We start from the raw sequence: 16423 nt of genomic DNA on the forward strand, positions 1-16423 counted from the left end.
CAGGTAGTCGTCGCCGCCGCCACCCCGGAGGGTGTCGTTGCCTTCGCGGCCCCAGATCAGGTCGGCGATCAGGCTGCCGGTGAGGCTGTCGGCGCCGGCCGTCCCCTCGATGGTGCGGTCGATCGTCATCAGGTTGAGCTGCCCGCCCTCGACGATCTCGGTCTCGCCGAAGGGGTAGTGCGCCTGCACGTCGAGCAGGAAGGCCTGCCGGCCCGGACCGCCGAACAGGGTGCTGACATCGAGGATGCCGGAGGATTCCTCATCCTGGGTGAAGGGCGCCGTCAGGCCCGAGAAGCGCGCCGGGTCGTGCTCGGCCAGCTGGGTCAGGCTGCGGCTCGCCGGGTCGTACTGCCACACCTTGGCCAGGCGCGCGTTGTTGCCGGGATCCTCCTGGATGTAGACCTTGCCGTCCGCATCGACGGTCATGTTGTCGAACATCACCTGGCCTTCGAGGCCGGTAAGCACCTGCTTGACCACGCCGCCGAGTTCCGGGCGCCGCGCGTCGGTGAATTCGAGCGCCCACAGACGCGACGGGCTCGTGATGCCGTTCGTCGTCACGAAGTAGAAGCGGTTCGGGTTGGTGGGATCCCAGGCGCCGTCCTCGGGACGCAGGAACTCGGTCACCCCCTCGGCGGTGCTCTCGGCCTGCAGCTGGGCGCCGGTCAGCCGCGAGACATCGCCGTTCGGCCCCATCTCCTGCAGCGCGAAGGGGGTGCCGGCGGCCGCGACCGTGGTCGCGTTCGTCTCCAGGGCGAAGGCCGGAACCCGGATGCCGTAGAGCTTGCCGTTCGTCAGGCCCGCCTTCTCGATCTCGTTGCCGGTCGCCTGCTTGTCGCCGACGTAGAGGTAGAGCTGGCCCGGCGTGGCGTCGTCGGTGCCGATCGTCACCGTCTTGGTGCCGGTGAACGGGTTGGCGACGGAGTTCTCCCAGGAGAACTTGCCGAGCTTCGGCAGCTCGTAGACGCGCCCGGCCTCGGGGCCGTTGACGATCCACGCGAAGGCGCGGCCCTCGGCGCCGGTCTCCTCGCCGTTCATGAAGATGCGGGTCTGCGTGCCGAGCCCGCTCGCGGCGTCGTAGAACGCCGAGACGTCCGGCAGGTCGGCCGAGCACAGCCGCGCGAAGGCGGTCGTGCCCTGCACGTAGGCGCCGGTTGCGGCATTGTAGGTGAAGACCGTCTGGCCGAGGTCGCTGGCCGAGATCACACGCTGGGTCGCCTTGTCGACGACGAGGCGGGAGACGAACGCGCCGGCCGATCCGTGCGCCCGGACGACGCCGGCGGTCGGGGCGATCTCGTGGTTCATCAGCACCGTGACGGTGCCGTTGCCGTTGTCGAACGCGCCCAGGCCGTCGGGCACGCCGACCATCCGGTAGGGCGCACCTCCCGTGCGGGTGGAGCCGGCAACCGCGTCACCCGCGCTCAGGATCGAGGTGAAGCTGACGTCGCTGTTGGTGGGAACGAGATAGGGCGACTGCGTCGTCGATGGCCCGGTGGCGTTCATGACAGGGATCTCGGGTCACCACCCCCTCGGTGGCGCAGAGTCAGTGCCCGATGGGGCGTGACAGTTTGATGATAGTAATTCCAAAGTGGAGGCCGGCCGCCGACGGAGAGCGGACGCGGTGGCGCGACGGACACATGACGTTCGGGCAGATCAGCCGCCGAAGCGTTCGGTGCGGATGCGGCCGGCGGGCACCCCGGCATCGATCAGGAGGTCGGTCGCGGCGCTCACGAATCGGTTGCTGCCGCAGACGAAGCAATGGGCCGGAGCGCCGAGCCGGCCCAGGGCCTCGCTCATCCGCGCCGCATCGAGCCGCCGGCCGCCCGGCACGCGGGTGAGGTTCAGCATCAGCCCGAAATGCGGCTCCTCGGCGTCGCGCCGCAGCAACTCCGCCCGGGCGATGACCTCCTCCGGCACCCGCGCGGAGTAGACGAGGAGCGCCGGCACCTCCGGGGCGGCATGGGCGCGATGGCGCAGCATCGCGAGGAGCGGGACGACGCCCGAGCCGCCGCCCACGAGGAGGAGCGGTCCCCCCTGCCCCGTCTCCCAGGTGAAGGCGCCGATGGGGCCGCGCAGCTCGATCGTGTCCCCGACCGCCGCCACCTCGGCGAAGAAGCCCGAGACCTCCCCGTCCTCCAGGTGCTCGATCAGCAGATCGAAGCGGCCGCTCTCGTCCGGTCGCGATCCGATCGAGTAGCTGCGCTGGGCCTGGTAGCCGTCGGGCGCGGTGAGGCGCACGTCCACGTGCTGGCCGGCGCGAAACACGAAGGGGTGGCGGGGCGCGAGCGTGAAGCGGCGCACCCGCGGCGTCTCGGCCGCGATCGCGACGATCGCCGCCTCCTGCCAGGCGACGGCCATGTCAGTCGTCCGTGAACCGCTGCTCGCGCCAGGGATCGCCGTACATGTGATAGCCGCGCAGTTCCCAGAACCCGGCCTCGTCCTTCGCGGTGAAGCGCAGACCCTTCACCCACTTGGCACTCTTCCAGAAATAGAGATGCGGCACGAGCAGGCGCGCCGGCCCGCCGTGATCGGGCGGGATCGGCGCGCCCGCATAGGCGGTCGCCACCATGCCCCTGCCGCCCACGAGGTCCGCCACGGGTACGTTGGTGGTGTAGTCGTCGTAGCCCTCCGCCAGCAGGAAGGCCGTGGGCGCCGCGATGCCGGCTGCCGCCAAGAGGTCGTCGATCGACACGCCCTCCCAGGCGGTGTCGAACTTCGACCACTTCGTGACGCAGTGGATGTCGCCTTGCCAGCGGGTGCGCGGCAGGCCCTCGAACTCGGCCCAGGTCCAGCGCTTGAGGGGCTTGGCGCCGTGCGAGAGCGTGAAGCTCCAGCGCGCGAGGTCGATCCGCGGCGTCGGCCCGAGCTGCAGGACCGGAAAGTCCTCGGTCAGGTACTGGCCGGGCGGCAGCCGCTCCTCGACCGGCCGGGGCGGCCGGCGCCCGGTAAATCCTCGCGTGGCCATGCGCGTCTCCTCGCGTGCACCTTCACCATGGGAGATGGCGGAGAGCGCGCGGCCGTCGAGGGGACGAACCTCAGCTCGTGCCCGGATCGACCTCGTCGCCCTGCTTGTCATCCGCATGGGCGCCCGACGCGTTGGCGTCGCCCGTCCCGTCCTTGGGCACCGCGGCAACGCCCTTGAGGTCGTCGGCCGTGACCGGACGATCGGTGCGGGCCGGCTTCTCCTTGTCCTGGTTCATCGCCCTCTCCTCACCAATCCACGCGGCCCTTGGTCTTCTCGGTCCGGTATTCGCCGGCAGCGACCGGCTCGCCCTCGCGCGGTCCCTGGGCGGCCTTCTGATCGGAGTGACCGCCGGAGCTGCCGCCCACGGAGGTCGGCGGGCGGCCCGGCGTGCCGGCCTTCGACCACTCGCCCGCGCGGCTCGCCTCGTCGCGGCCTTCGCCCTCCTGGCCGGTGATCGCGGCCTGCTGCGGGGTCTGGTGACCGTCGCCGGCCGCGGGACCACCAGGCCGGCCGACCACGTCGTCGGGTTTGCGCGTCATGACCTCACTCGTCCGGCTGGCCGACCACGGCCGTGGCGCGATCGATCGCCACCGCGGCGGCCTTGTCCGCGGCGGCGGGTTTGGAGGATGGGTCGCTGATCCGCCGCAGGTTCTCCGGCGGCGTCTCGGCCTCGGTCGCCTCGACCGCATCGGTGGCGCCGATCGCGTCGAGCCGGTTGAAGTCCGACGCCGTGCGGGCGATCCGGGCCTCGTCCGTCGGATCGCTCTTCAGGTCGTGCTGCGTCCGCTGGGCCACGCCGACGTCCAGGGGACTGTCCTGGCCCAGGTCCTGCCCGTTGCGGTCCGTGTACGGGTCGAAATCGTGCAGCGAGGGCCGCGCCTCATCCGTCTTGGGCCGGTCCCCGGGCCGATCTGCCTTGGCCATCCGCGACTCCTCATCCGTGGACCCACTGTCCGGACCGGGACAACTCGGGGCCGGAGCCGAAGTTGCGGCGGGTTCCGCGAGTCGCGGGCCGAACACGTCCGGCAGCAGGGGCGGCGATCCGGATCGTCCGGGCATCGCGGGAACCCGGAAGCTTCGCGGTTCCTGCGCCCCTGTCGGGCGCGCACCGCATGGCAATCGCGGCGAAAATCGGGCGGCGCCCTCTTTCATCCCGGCGCCGCCTGGCGCAGTCTTGCGGCATGACGCCGCCGGGAAAGAGCGGCCTTGCGCCCCATGGAGGTACGCCGATGGTGATGCCGAACCGTCTCGTGAAATCCGCCTGGATCGCCGCCGAGGTGACACGGGACTCGGCCGAGAAGGTGCTGGTGGTGGAAGCCTACATCGCCGTGAGCCCGCTGGAGAGCGGCTACGACCCGGTGCGCTACGGGCACCTCGTGGAGGATGTCCGCCGCATCCTGGCCGAGAACCCGGACATCGACCGGGCCTCGATCCTGAGCGTGCATCGGGAATCGCGCTGCGCCGCCCTGTTCCGCCGTGCCGTGCCGGACTGCGAGGGCAAACCCGAGCTGGTGGCCTGACGACGAGCCCCGGCCTTCGCCTGAAGGCCGGAGCCCCGCCGCGGGAGCCCCGCCGCGGGATCAGATCCCCTCGAACAGCGCCGACGAGATGTAGCGCTCGGCGAACGAGCAGGCGACCGTGACGATCCGCTTGCCGCGGAACTCCGGCCGGGCGCCGATCTCGAGCGCCGCCGCCACGTTCGCCCCGGTCGAGATGCCGCCCGGGATGCCCTCCAGCCGCGACAGCTGGCGGGCGGTGTCGAAGGCGGTCTGGTTCGACACGGTGACGACCTCGTCGATCACCTCGCGGGCGAGGACGTTGGGGACGAAGCCGGCGCCGATGCCCTGGATCTTGTGCGGGCCGGGATTGCCGCCCGAGAGGACCGGCGAGTCCACCGGCTCGACCGCGATGACGCGCAGGTTCGGCAGCCGCGGCTTGATGACTTGGCCGACGCCCGTGATGGTGCCGCCGGTGCCGACGCCGGCCACGAAGGCATCGAGCTGCCCCTGGGTGTCGTTCCAGATCTCCTCGGCGGTGGTCTTGCGGTGGATCTCCGGGTTGGCCGGGTTGTTGAACTGCTGCGGCATCACCGAGCCGGGAATTTCCTTCAGCAGCTCCTCGGCCTTGGCGACCGCACCCTTCATGCCCTGCGGGCCGGGGGTCAGCACGAGTTCGGCGCCGAGGAAGGCCAGCATCTTGCGGCGCTCGATCGACATCGTCTCGGGCATGACCAGGATCAGCCGGTAGCCCCGCGCCGCCGCCACGAAGGCGAGCGCGATGCCGGTGTTGCCGGAGGTCGGCTCGACCAGCGTGCCGCCGGGCTTCAAGGTGCCGGAGGCTTCGAGCGCGTCGATCATGTTGACGCCGATCCGGTCCTTCACGGAGGCGATCGGGTTGAAGAATTCGAGCTTCAGCAGGATCTCCGCCTCGACCCCGCGCTCCTTGGGCAGGCGGTTGAGGCGCACGAGCGGCGTGTTGCCGATGGTCTCGGTGATCGACCCGTAGACGCGGCCGTGACCGGGCTTGCGGCCACTATCCTGGGTGGTGGAGGCGGCGTCGGCCATGAACATTCTCCTGAGGGCAGTCACGCTGGGGCACGGGCGCCCCGATCACCGCGCACGCCTAGCCCAAATCGGCCAAGGCGTCGAGGCATCCCGGGCGGCACGGCAGCGTCTTGTGGAAGAATCCTCTTCCACTGCGGGCAGCGCTCAACGGCACTCTACTTGGCGTTCGGATACTTCTTCTCCACCGTGCTCCAGCCGGAGAGGAAACATCTCCGCCGCGCCGTGAGGCAGGAAACAGAACCGCTGCCGTCCGTCTCACGCGGTCAGGCGGGCTCCATCCGCCCGAGCTGCGGCAGCACCGCCTCGGGCGGGCCGGAGGCGACGAGGCGCCCGCCCTCCAGCACGTGCACCACGTCGGCGCGCGCGAGGCTGGTGAGCCGGTGGGCGATCATCACCAGCGTGCGGCTGCCCGACAGGGCGGCGAGGGCCGCCATCACGGCCGCCTCGGTCTCCGCGTCGAGGGCGGAGGTCGCCTCGTCGAACACCAGGACGTCGGGATCGTGATAGAGCGCCCGGGCGATGCCGATGCGCTGGCGCTGTCCCCCCGACAGGCGCGCCCCCCGTTCGCCGACCCGCGTCGCGTAGCCCTGCGGCAGCGCCGCGATCACCTCGTGGATGCCCGCGAGGCGGGCCGCCCGCTCCACGGCATCCGGGTCCGGATCCTCAATCCCGAGCGCGATGTTCTCGCTCACCGTGGCGTCGATGAGAAAGACCTCCTGCGGCACGTAGCCGATCCGGTTCTGCCACGCGGGCAGCGTGCGCGCATCGAGCGGAACGCCGTCGACCCGGATGCTGCCCTGCGCCGGCGTGAGCAGGCCGAGCAGGAGCCCGATCAGCGTGGACTTGCCCGACCCCGTGCGGCCGACGATGCCGACCGTGCTGTGCGCACCGATGGTGAGGTCGAGGTCGCGCAGCGTCGGCCGGCCGGGCTCGTACGCGAAGGAGACGCCTTCGAAGCGGACCGCCTCCCGGAAGGGCAGCCGCCCCGGCTCGCGCGGAGGCGTCTCGCGCTCCGCCGCCAGCTCGCGCACCACCAGCGACACGGTCGGCAGGTGGAAGCGCAGCAGCGAGAGGGAGTTGAAGATGTTCTGGAAGGCCGGGAGCATGCGGTAGCCCGCAAAGGCGAACAGCCCGAGCAGCGGCAGCAGCGCGGCGGTATCGAGACCGCGCGCGAGCGCGAACAGCACCACCACGATCACGCCGCCGAAGGCCAGGGCCTCGATGACGAAGCGGGGCATCTGCCCGGTGAGGTGGCTTGCCGCGGTGGCGCGCGCGAAGGCGCGGGCGGGCGCGTCGAAGCGCCCGGCGAAGGTCCGCGCCCGGCCGTAGAGCGTCAGTTCCGTCAGCGCGCCGAAGGTCTCCTGCACCACCCGGAAGCGCCGCTCGTTGTCGGCGGTCGCCCGGGCGCCGAGGCGCGCGAGCCGCGCGCGGATCACGAGGTAGAGCGCGCAGTAGAGCCCGCCGAAGCCGAGGCCGAGCACCAGCGCGAGGCCGGGCGCGTACAGAACGAGGAACAGCGCGATCGCCGAGGCCGACACCACCCGCGAGGCGACGACGAGGCTCGGCGTCAGCACGCCCGCGACCAGCCGGTCGGTCTCGGAGAGGACGTTCTTGGCGAGTTCCGCGCTGTTGGTGCGGGCGAAGAACAACCGGTCGCGCGCCACGTAGCGGGCGAAGAGCCGCCGGGCGAAACCGTAGCCCGCGAGGTGCGCGAACAGCAGCTGCGCGTAGGTCAGGACCGCGTTGACGACGCTCGTCGCCAGGATGGCGAGGAGCGCGGCGAAGCCCATCGCCATCAGGAAGGCCCGGTCGTCGCCGAGCCCGAGCGCCGCGCGGATCCCCGCGATGTGCGGCACCCGGTCGAGGGCCGCGGGATTGCCGACGAGGGTCAGGAACGGGATGACGGAGGCGACCCCCACCATCTCGAACAGGCCGGCGAGCCCCAGACCGGCGGCGATCAGGGCGAGGCGCCGCCGGTCCTGCGGTCGCATCGCGTGGACGAGGTCGATTAGCGCACGCATGCGGGGGCGGTACGCGGACGCGGCCGGGGAGGCAAGGCGGCGCGTTCAGCCGGCGAGCACCCGGCCCGGTGGAAACAGCACCTCCACCAGGGTGCCCTCGTTCTTGCGGCTCGTGACGGTGAACGTGCCGCGGTTGGCCTCCACCAGCGCCTTGGTCAGCGGCAGCGCGAGCCCGCCGCCGAGGCCGCGCCGCTCGGGCGTCGTCACCACCTGCCGGAAGGGCTGGAGCGCGGTCTCGATCTCGTCCTGGGTCAGCCCGGCGCCGGTGTCGCGCACCCGCAGCGCCACGCCGCCGCGGTCGGTCATGGCGGTCGAGACGATCACCTGCCCGCCCGCCTCCGTGTAGCGGATCGCGTTGCCGATCAGGTGAAGGGAGGCCTGCCGCAGCGAGGTGAGGTCGGCCAGAACCGGCCGCAGGCCGGCCGCGAAGCTCGTGCGCACCACCACGCGCTGGCGCGCGGCCTGGGCCTGCAACTGCGAGACGCTGCCGCCCACGAGGTCGTTGAGGGCGACGCCCGCGAAGGTCAGGTCGAGCCGGCCGGCCTCGATCCGTGCGAGGTCGAACAGGTCGGTGACGAGGCCGAGCACGTGCTCGCCCGAGGTGCGGATGTCGCGCAGGTAATCGCGGTAGCGGTCGGCGCCGATGGGACCGAACGGCTCGTCCAGCATCACCTCGGTGAAGCCCAGGACGGCGTTCAGCGGCGTGCGGATCTCGTGATTGAGGGCGGCCAGGAAGTCGGCCCGCCGGCCGCCGGCGGCCTCGGCCTCGCGGCGGGTCTTCTGCAGCTCGGCCTCGGTGCGCCGCAGGGGCGTGACGTCCCGCAGCAGCACCGCGTAGCGGCGCTCGCCCTCGGTCGACAGGGCGAGGGCCGTGAGGGCGAGAGCCTCCGCCCTTCCCTGCGCCGCCACCTCCGCGCTGCCGGTCTCGCCCAGGCGGGCGCGGTGCAGGGCCGCGCGGGCCTCCGGGCGGGATTCGGGCGGCAGGAGGGTCGCGAAATCCTCGCCCGCGACCTCGCGCAGGTCATGGCCGAACAGCGCCCGGGCGGCGCGGTTGAGGCGCAGCACCCTCCCCTGCTCGTCGAGGGTGAGGATGGCTTCCGTGGTCGCGTCGAGCAGGGCCTGCGCCTCGCCCAGATTGGCCTCGCGCAGGGCCAGCTTGATCTCGGCGGCCGCGAGGCCCTGGACCGGATCGGCATCGGGCAGGCGGCGGATGAGGAGCAGGCTCGCCGGCGCTCCCTCCCATTCCACCGTCGTGAGGGCGACGGCGACCGCGACGGTGCCGCCGCTGCGGGTGGCGAGCCCGATCGGATGCCCGGCCTCGGCCACCGGGAGGCTGGCGGGATCGCGGCCGCGGAACAACAGGCCGGGGCCTCCCGCGGCCGCGAGGTCTGGCCCCGATTCGTAGCCCGCCAGAGCGAGGAGATGCCGGTTGGCGAAGAGCACATCCTCGCCCCGGTGGATCAGCACGCCGGCCGGCAGGCGTTCGAGCAACCGGACGACCGGCGTCGCCGAGGCGGTCCGGTCGGTCCGCGCGGCGGCCGGCATCAGCCGGAACGGCGTGACCTCGCCGCGCCCGCGGGCCTCCCCGTCTGGCGGGACCGGGGCCGCATCCTCCTCGGTGGCATCGCCCGCGAAGCGCGCGCCCAGGGCCCGCGCGATCTCGCGGAAGGCCGCGTGCTCAGTCAGGGAGAGCTGGCTCGCGACCAGCGCCGGTCCGACGGCCTCCGCGGTCTCCGTCGCGACGGGGTCGGCGCCGGCCGCCTCGGCGGATCCGGCGGCGTCGACGGCCGGAATCGTATCCGGCCGCTCCGCAGCTTCGGGGGGCTCCGCATCGGCCGCGAGGGTCGGCTCCGGCAAGGCCGGCGCCGGTTCGGCCAGCGCCGGCTCAGCCGGCCGCTGGGGCTCCGGCTCGGCGGATGGCGCCTCGGCGCCCGGCGATCCGGCCGACGTCGCTGCGGGCGAGGACGGCGTTGCCGGGGCGGGATCGGGTGGAGGCCCGTCCGGCTGCTTCGTCCGGTTCGGCGTGCGGCGACGGTGGCCGTCGTCGGGGACGAAAGGCCAGCCGAGGCCGATGGTCGCGAAGGGCGCCGACATCATGCCGGCAAAGCCCGCGAAGGTCGCGCCCGCCAGCGTCGCGAAGGCCGGCAGATCGGCGACCGGGGCCGGCGCGGCGCCGGACGGCGCGGTCTCCACGACCGGCGAACCGGCGCGGCCGATGGCCACCACTTCGGCGGCGCGCTCGCGCAGGCTTTGCCGGACCGGGCCGGCCGGCGGCGCGGCCGGCAGGGGCGGCGCGGGCTCGATGCGATCGAGATGGATCACGCCGAAGCCGCTGAACCCCGCGAAGGCGCGCCCTTCGCCCAGGCGCGGCGCGCCCGACAGGGCGATCACCACCGCCCGCTCCTCCCCGGCGATCCGCCAGCGCACCGGCAGCATCCGGAAGGTCCGGCGCTGCTCCAGCGCCTCGCGCAGCAGGCCGGCCTCGTCCGGGACGATCGCCACCGCGAGCAGTCTGTCCCAGGCGCAGCCGACCGGCGATGTGCCGACCACCGCGGCGAGGGGCGCGGTCGACTCGGTCCAGAGCCCCGTCTCGTCGCTGCGCCACAGGAAGCGCATCGTGCCGCGCGGGGCCTCGTGCTGCGCGGCCGACGCGGTGGGCCGCTCCTCCGCGACCGGGCCTTGCGCCGCCTGAACGGGCGGACGGGACGGGCGCCGCGCGCGCAGGACCGGCAGGGGATCCACCGGGATGACGGCCAGAACCGGGGCGCCGTCCGGTCCCGGCACGGACAGGCCGGCACAGACGACCGGCGGCGAGAGGCGGCCCGCCTCGAAGCGCAGCCGCACGAGATGGGGCTTCGGCGTGCTGCCGGAGGCCTTCAGGGCGCGCAGCGCCCGCCCGAGATCGAGGGCCGGATCGAGGCGCCCCTGCGAATCCGCGATGGCGGCGGCGAGCCGGCGGGCGGCCGGGCTCGCGAACAGCACCTGCTCGGCACCCGAATCGAGGAGGAGGCAGGCGACCTCGCGTCCGCCCGTCAGGCGCGCGAGGCCGGGCGTCGCCATCGCGGCTTCGATCGTCGCCATCCACCGCGCGTCGTCCACGATCTCTCCTCGAACCCGCATGGCCGCCGATCGACCCGATTCTCGCCGTCCCGATCGGCTTCGAAGCATTAACGGAATCGTGCCCGGCACGCACGGGCACGAAATGCGCAGCCCCCGCGTTATCCTGACGTCAACCTTAACGGCCCGCGCCGGTCTGGCGTTCTGCGGCCGGTATGGTATTGTGCAGTGCACAACGGCCGCAACGGAGAGAAGCGGCGCTAGAGAGGAGACCCAGATGACGACGACCCCGTCCTACGAGATCCCGACCGAGATGCGCGACTTCGCGGAGAAGAGCGTCGATCAGGCTCGCAAGGCCTTCGATTCGTTCATCAGCGCGGCGCGCAAGACCGCCGACACGATCCAAGGTTCGGCCGAGATGGCGCGCACCAATGCTCAGTCGATGCAGAGCCGCAGCTTTGCCTTCGCCGAGCAGAACGTGAACGCCGCCTTCGACCTGGCCCAGAAGCTCGTCCGTTCGCGCGACGTGCAGGAGGCGATGCAGCATCAGGCGGAGTTCATCCGCAGCCAGTTCGCGGCGATCCAGAGCCAGGCCAAGGAGTTCGGCAGCATGACGCAGAGCGCCATGCAGCAGAGCGCCGAGCACACCAAGGCGGCGATGCAGCAGGGCGTGAACACCATGCAGCAGGGTGCGGAGCAGGCCAAGAACGCCGCCAACGACCTCGCCAACAACGCGTCCTGAGGCTCCATCCTGCCGCTCCGGCGGCAGGGTTCCGGGCTTCGCAACGACCGAATCCTGCGGCCGCGCCTCTCCGGAGCGCGGCCGCTTCGCGTTCGGGGCGCGTCAGCGGCCCGGATGGAGCGGACCGACCTCCGGCTCCATCTCGCCGTCCTCGTCCAGGCGCTCGCGCTCCGGGCCGGTCCCCGGATCGAGGTCGCGCACGAGCCGGGCGATCGTCAGGGCACGGTCCGCGCAGTCGGGGGCGAGGCGGGCGATCTCGTCGGTGAGGGTCAGGATCGCGTCGAGGGTGCGTTGCCACTGGCCGGAATGAGTCACGCCTGCCTCCCGGGCCGCGAGAACGGCCCTCGCGTTGCCGCAAGCGACGGTATCCGCTAGCGATGCCGCCCCACGCCGCGCCGGTCCGGACGCGGCGCCCACCACGATGAGGAACGCAGAGATGCGACGGTTCGTTCGCGCCCCCTTCGCGGCGGCGGCACTGATGGCAGCCCTGACCGGGACGGCGAGCGCCCAGCCCTACGATCCGTACGACGACGGCCGCCCGCCGCCGCGCCGGGGCGTCGGCTACAATTGCGATGCGGTGCAGCGGGGCCTGACCGGCCTGCAGCCGTTCTCCTGCCCGATGCCCGGCCCGCGGCCGCTCGGCACCCGCTGCTTCTGCGACATCCCGATCGCCTCGTTCAGCGCCCCGCAGCCGCCCGCGCCGGGGCGGGTGGTTCCCTGAGGCCGGGCAGCCGCCCTCCCCCGCCGCGCGTGGCGGGCCGGGACGGGCCGATGATCAAACAAAAAAGGCCCCGGCTTGCGCCGGGGCCTCGAAGCGTTGGATGCGGTGCGGCTTAGAAGTCGCGCTGCACGCGCATACGGACGTGGAACGTGTCCGTGGTGCTGGTCGTGGCGACCGCGACGCCCGCGGCGTTGACCGGCACGCCGTTGACGATGGCGGCGACGGCCTGACCCGGCGACTTGTTCTGATCGACCGCCCGGCCGTTCTTCAGGCCGACCTGGGTGTAGAAGCCCTCGACACCGATATCGAGGTCCTTCACCGGCGACCAGATCAGGCTCGCGCCAGCCACGAACTGATAGGTGTCGCGGATGGTCTGCGAGAAGGCGGTCGTGACCGGGTTCGGCGACAGGCCGTTGAAGTTGACCGCGGCCAGGTTGGCACGGCTCGCGCCGCCGAACGACATCTCGCCGTAGCTGCCGAACACCGCCGAGCGCCACGTGGGCGTCCAGTAGTGCAGGTACGACGCGGTGGCGGTCCAGCTCGTCGAGAGGTCGAGACGGCCCGTGACCGGGTCGAGGACCGCATCGGAGAAGAACTGGTTGAAGCCCGCACCCTGGATCGCCGCAGCCGCGCCGCTCGCCGAGTACGAACCCGCCTGCGCGGAGTAGCCGGTGTAGAGCTGCGCACCCTCGCCGTAGGCGCCCTGGAGGTAGAGAGCGTCGCCGGCGGCGATGAAGGGCATGTTGACCTTCAGACCGCCCTGAACCGCCCAGCCGTACTCGGACTGCGGACGCGGCGCGAAGGTGGTGCCCGCAGCCCGGACCACCGGGGCGGCCACCGAGGCGTTGAAGCCGTTGATCGCGAAGGAAGCGTTGCCGGTGTTGATCTCGTGCACAGCCGCCGAGATCTGCGCCGAGCCCCAGGCCGCGTCATAGCGCAGGGCGCCGACGAAGTCGGGCATGCGCGAGCGCTGCACGACGTCCGTGAAGGCGAGACCCACCGGGTTGCCGGCCGCGTCCGTGCCGATCACCGGCGAGACGTTGAAGTTGCCGGTGAAGATGTTGAACTGGCTGGCGAGGTTGGCGTTGGTCGCCGCGTTGCCGAACAGCGGGGTCTTGCGGAAGATCGGATCTTCGAGCGAGAGGGTCGCCGAGAAGCCGTTCCCGAACTGCGCCGTGTAGGCGATGAGGTTGGTCGAGGCGACGTCGGACCCGAGGGTGCCGGCGATGATCTCGAAGTCGTGGGCGTAGAAGTCGAAGAACGAGGACGCGCGACCGGCAGTGAGGCCGGCGAACTGCACGAAGGCCTTGTCGACGTTCACGTACTGCTGGGCGCGGCCGAACGTGTCGACGCCGAGCGCCGGGAAGGCATTGGCGATGCGCTGCTGCGTGCCCGAGGTCAGGTAGTTGCCGGTGCGGCTCGCCAGCTCGAAGCGCACGAAGGCGCGCAGGGTGCCGTAGGCGGTCTGCGTGCGGGCGTCGAGGTTCAGACGGCCGAGGCCGCGGAAGTTCGTCAGGTCGCCGTTGCCGGTGCTGCGGCTGAACGACTGGACGTAGCCGGCCTCGAAGCGGGCACGGCCGCCGACGCGCAGGCAGGTATCCGTGCCCGGGATGTAGAAGAAGCCCGCGCCATAGGCCGAGCAGATGCGGACGTATTCGACCGGGACAGCCTTCTTGACCGGCAGGTCGGCCGCTTGCGCCCCAGCCACGACGGTCAGACCGGCCGCTGACCCGAGCAACAAGCTCTTCACGAGCTTCATCGAGACCTCCAAAGTTTCGAGACCCTTGGGGTGAACGACTGTGTCACTCAGACCCGGGATGGATCCGAACCACGCCACTCTTATCCCCTTCGACTCAGCCCTCCCGCACGGGGCGTTGGCCGAACCGCCCCGGGCACTCCGCCCGGCGCAGGGTCACCATGTGCGAGGCCTCGGAACCGATCAACACCGTTCCGCTTGCCGGGCCGCGATGCAGCCGGCTTTCCGCCACGATGTTGCAGCCAAGCAACGAAAACTACCCCGTCCCCCGGATTGAGCGTCGATTCCAGGCCTGGAGCCGAGTGGAGTCGCATGAACTCTTGCGGTCCGGGCGAGTACCGAGGTGGGAATCAGTTTACGCGAGGGCCTTGGACGTCGCGCGGCGGCCCGCCTCGCGCAGAACCGTCGTGTCAGCCTTCGAGTTCTTCGCGCAGCAGTTCGAGGGCGAGCCAGCGCTCCTCGGCGGCCGCGAGATCGGCCTCCGCGGTGGCGAGCCCGCGCGACAGGGTCTCGAAGCGGGCCGCGTCGCGCGCGTAGAGCGTCGGATCCTCCAGCGCCGTGCGCAGCTTGCCCGCGGCGGCTTCGAGCGCGGCGATTCGGGCGGGCAGCGTCTTGAGCTCGTGCTGTTCGTTGAAGCCGAGACGGCGGCGCGCGGCGGGTTTCGCGGCGGAGCGCGGCTCCGCGGCGCGCGGTCCGGGCTTGGCCGGCAGGCGGGGCTGCGCCTGCACGCCCGCACCGCGCTGGGCGACCATGTCGCTGTAGCCGCCCGCATACGCGACCCAGCGCCCCTCCCCTTCCGAGACCAGAACGGTGTCGACCACCCGGTCGAGGAAGTCGCGGTCGTGGCTCACCAGGATCAGGGTGCCGGCGAAGTCGGCCAGCATCTCCTGCAGCAGGTCCAGGGTTTCGAGGTCGAGATCGTTGGTCGGCTCGTCGAGGACGAGGAGGTTCGCCGGGTTGGCGAGGGCGCGGGCGAGCAGCAGGCGGTTGCGCTCGCCGCCCGACAGGACGCCCACCGGCGTGCGCGCCTGTTCGGGGGCGAACAGGAAGTCCTTCATGTAGCCGACGACGTGACGGCTCTGCCCGCCCACCGTCACGGTGTCGCTGCCGCCGCCGGTGAGCACCTCCGCCACGGTGCGGTCGGGGTCGAGGGCGGCGCGCCGCTGGTCGAGGAGGTTGAGCGTCACGGTGGCGCCGAGGCGCACGCTGCCCTCGTCCGGCGCGAGGTGCCCGGTGAGAAGGTTCACGAGCGTCGTCTTGCCGGCGCCGTTGGGGCCGACGATGCCGAGGCGGTCGCCCCGGAAGAGGCGCAGCGACAGGTCGCGCACGATCGGCCGCCCGTCGAAGGCCTTGCCGGCCCGGACCGCCTCGGCGACCAGCGTGCCGGAGGCCTCCGCCTCGCTCGCCGCCATGCTGACGCTGCCCACCGGCCCCCGGTGGTCGCGATGGCGGCGGCGCAGCTCGTGCAGGCCGGCGAGCCGCCTCACGTTGCGCTTGCGCCGCGCCGTCACGCCGTAGCGCAGCCAATCCTCCTCGGCGGCGATGCGGCGCTCCAGCTTGTGACGCTCGCGCTCCTCCTCCTCGAACACCGCGTCGCGCCACGCCTCGAAGGCGGAGAAGCCCTGGTCGAGCCGGCGGGTCACGCCGCGGTCGAGCCAGACCGTCGCCCGCGACAGGGCTTCGAGGAAGCGCCGGTCGTGGCTGATCAGCACCAGCGCCGAGCGGCTGCCCTTCAGCTCCGCCTCCAGCCATTCGATCGCCGGCAGGTCGAGGTGATTCGTCGGCTCGTCGAGGAGCAGGATGTCGGGCTCGGGCGCCAGCGCCTGGGCGAGCGCCGCGCGGCGGGCCTCGCCGCCCGAGAGGCGCGCCGGGTCCTCCTCGCCGGTGAGGCCGAGGCTCTCCAGGAGATAGCGGGCGCGGTAGGGCTCGTCTCCTGGCCCCAGCCCCGCCTCCACGAAGGCGAGCGTGCTGGCGTGGCCCGAGAAATCCGGCTCCTGCGCGAGATAGCGCACGGTGGTGCCGGGCTGGAGGAAGCGCTTGCCGCGGTCCGGCTCGACGAGGCCCGCCGCGATGCGCAGCAGCGTCGACTTGCCGGAGCCGTTGCGCCCCACGAGGCAGGCGCGCTCGCCCGGCGCGATCGTGAGGTCTGCCTGCACGATCAGCGGCGTGCCGCCGAAGGTGAGGGCGATGGACTGGAGCGTGAGGAGCGGGGGAGCGGCCATGCGCGGGCTTATGGCAGCGCGCGGCGGCCAGCAAAAGCCGTTCGCGAACGCCTGCTGCGGCAGCCGGCCCGCCTCCGGGCATCCCGCCGCAGGGCGGGATGCGGGATCGTGCGGCCGGACGCGCCGGTCACATCGTGGGGTTGGCCGGGCCGGTCGGCGACGGGTCCGGGGTGATCGCCGGGGAGTTGCCCGGATCGTTGATCGGCACCTCCAGCGGCGTGCCGCCGGGCGCCTCGCTCGGCACCTCGCCCGGCCGCTCCGGCTCGCGGGTCGGCGTCGGGGGCACGGGATCGTAGGGCTGGTCCGGTGGTGCGCCGGGATTGGCCATAGGTGACTCCTGAGGGATGTCCCGAGGCAACCGGGCGCTGCGTCGCGGGT

The 16423-nt window shown here is 72.3% G+C and carries 16 protein-coding genes; 3 read left to right on the plus strand and 13 right to left on the minus strand.

Features of this window, described 5'->3' with window-relative positions; translation table 11 throughout:
• The 6 genes from MFF61_RS19515 to MFF61_RS19540 form a co-directional block, all read right to left on the minus strand.
• A partial coding sequence (locus tag MFF61_RS19515) for an alkaline phosphatase PhoX (RefSeq protein ID WP_238237206.1) occupies nucleotides 1-1500 on the minus strand: 1500 nt, incomplete at its 3' end.
• A 150-nt stretch (nucleotides 1501-1650) separates the two neighbouring features.
• A complete protein-coding gene (locus MFF61_RS19520) occupies nucleotides 1651-2355 on the minus strand; it encodes an FAD-binding oxidoreductase (protein ID WP_238237208.1) in 705 nt (234 codons plus the stop codon).
• Between the two features lies 1 nt (nucleotide 2356).
• Entirely contained in the window at nucleotides 2357-2962 is a 606-nt protein-coding gene (locus tag MFF61_RS19525; protein WP_238237209.1) for a sulfite oxidase-like oxidoreductase, read from the minus strand.
• 70 nt (nucleotides 2963-3032) lie between these two features.
• Nucleotides 3033-3197: a hypothetical protein gene (locus MFF61_RS19530; protein WP_238237210.1), complete on the minus strand. Its 165-nt coding sequence runs from the start codon at nucleotides 3195-3197 to the stop codon at nucleotides 3033-3035.
• A 10-nt stretch (nucleotides 3198-3207) separates the two neighbouring features.
• Nucleotides 3208-3501 carry a hypothetical protein gene (locus MFF61_RS19535; RefSeq protein WP_238237212.1) on the minus strand — a complete coding sequence of 98 codons (294 nt, stop codon included), beginning with the start codon at nucleotides 3499-3501 and terminating at the stop codon, nucleotides 3208-3210.
• A 4-nt stretch (nucleotides 3502-3505) separates the two neighbouring features.
• Nucleotides 3506-3886, minus strand: a complete 381-nt coding sequence (locus MFF61_RS19540) for a hypothetical protein (RefSeq protein ID WP_238237214.1) — start codon at nucleotides 3884-3886, stop codon at nucleotides 3506-3508.
• Between the two features lie 305 nt (nucleotides 3887-4191).
• On the opposite strand from MFF61_RS19540, the gene MFF61_RS19545 reads away from it, so the two are divergent.
• On the plus strand, nucleotides 4192-4482 hold the full coding sequence (locus MFF61_RS19545) for a hypothetical protein (protein WP_238237216.1): 291 nt from the start codon (nucleotides 4192-4194) through the stop codon (nucleotides 4480-4482).
• 60 nt (nucleotides 4483-4542) lie between these two features.
• Here MFF61_RS19545 and cysK read toward each other — a convergent pair whose 3' ends face one another.
• The 3 genes from cysK to MFF61_RS19560 form a co-directional block, all read right to left on the minus strand.
• The gene (cysK, locus tag MFF61_RS19550; RefSeq protein ID WP_238237218.1) at nucleotides 4543-5526 is read right to left on the minus strand and encodes a cysteine synthase A; all 984 of its coding nucleotides are present in this window, start codon (nucleotides 5524-5526) and stop codon (nucleotides 4543-4545) included.
• A 263-nt stretch (nucleotides 5527-5789) separates the two neighbouring features.
• Nucleotides 5790-7547, minus strand: coding sequence for an ABC transporter ATP-binding protein (locus MFF61_RS19555; RefSeq protein ID WP_238237219.1), 1758 nt, complete (start codon nucleotides 7545-7547; stop codon nucleotides 5790-5792).
• A 45-nt stretch (nucleotides 7548-7592) separates the two neighbouring features.
• Nucleotides 7593-10646 (minus strand): ATP-binding protein, encoded by a 3054-nt coding sequence (locus tag MFF61_RS19560; protein WP_238237220.1) that lies wholly within the window; start codon nucleotides 10644-10646, stop codon nucleotides 7593-7595.
• Between the two features lie 235 nt (nucleotides 10647-10881).
• On the opposite strand from MFF61_RS19560, the gene MFF61_RS19565 reads away from it, so the two are divergent.
• Nucleotides 10882-11346, plus strand: a complete 465-nt coding sequence (locus MFF61_RS19565) for a phasin (RefSeq protein WP_238237223.1) — start codon at nucleotides 10882-10884, stop codon at nucleotides 11344-11346.
• A 102-nt stretch (nucleotides 11347-11448) separates the two neighbouring features.
• Here MFF61_RS19565 and MFF61_RS19570 read toward each other — a convergent pair whose 3' ends face one another.
• On the minus strand, nucleotides 11449-11661 hold the full coding sequence (locus tag MFF61_RS19570; protein WP_238237225.1) for a hypothetical protein: 213 nt from the start codon (nucleotides 11659-11661) through the stop codon (nucleotides 11449-11451).
• Between the two features lie 121 nt (nucleotides 11662-11782).
• Between MFF61_RS19570 and MFF61_RS19575 the strand changes: the two genes are divergently transcribed.
• On the plus strand, nucleotides 11783-12067 hold the full coding sequence (locus MFF61_RS19575) for a hypothetical protein (protein WP_238237228.1): 285 nt from the start codon (nucleotides 11783-11785) through the stop codon (nucleotides 12065-12067).
• A gap of 112 nt (nucleotides 12068-12179) precedes the next feature.
• Here MFF61_RS19575 and MFF61_RS19580 read toward each other — a convergent pair whose 3' ends face one another.
• From MFF61_RS19580 to MFF61_RS19590, 3 genes are all read right to left on the minus strand, one after another.
• On the minus strand, nucleotides 12180-13826 hold the full coding sequence (locus MFF61_RS19580; RefSeq protein ID WP_238237229.1) for a porin: 1647 nt from the start codon (nucleotides 13824-13826) through the stop codon (nucleotides 12180-12182).
• 407 nt (nucleotides 13827-14233) lie between these two features.
• Nucleotides 14234-16045 carry an ABC-F family ATP-binding cassette domain-containing protein gene (locus MFF61_RS19585; RefSeq protein WP_238237230.1) on the minus strand — a complete coding sequence of 604 codons (1812 nt, stop codon included), beginning with the start codon at nucleotides 16043-16045 and terminating at the stop codon, nucleotides 14234-14236.
• A 127-nt stretch (nucleotides 16046-16172) separates the two neighbouring features.
• Nucleotides 16173-16373, minus strand: coding sequence for a hypothetical protein (locus tag MFF61_RS19590; protein WP_238237232.1), 201 nt, complete (start codon nucleotides 16371-16373; stop codon nucleotides 16173-16175).
• Nucleotides 16374-16423 lie beyond the last annotated feature (50 nt).

The organism is Methylobacterium isbiliense (assembly GCF_022179325.1).
Lineage (GTDB): Bacteria > Pseudomonadota > Alphaproteobacteria > Rhizobiales > Beijerinckiaceae > Methylobacterium > Methylobacterium isbiliense.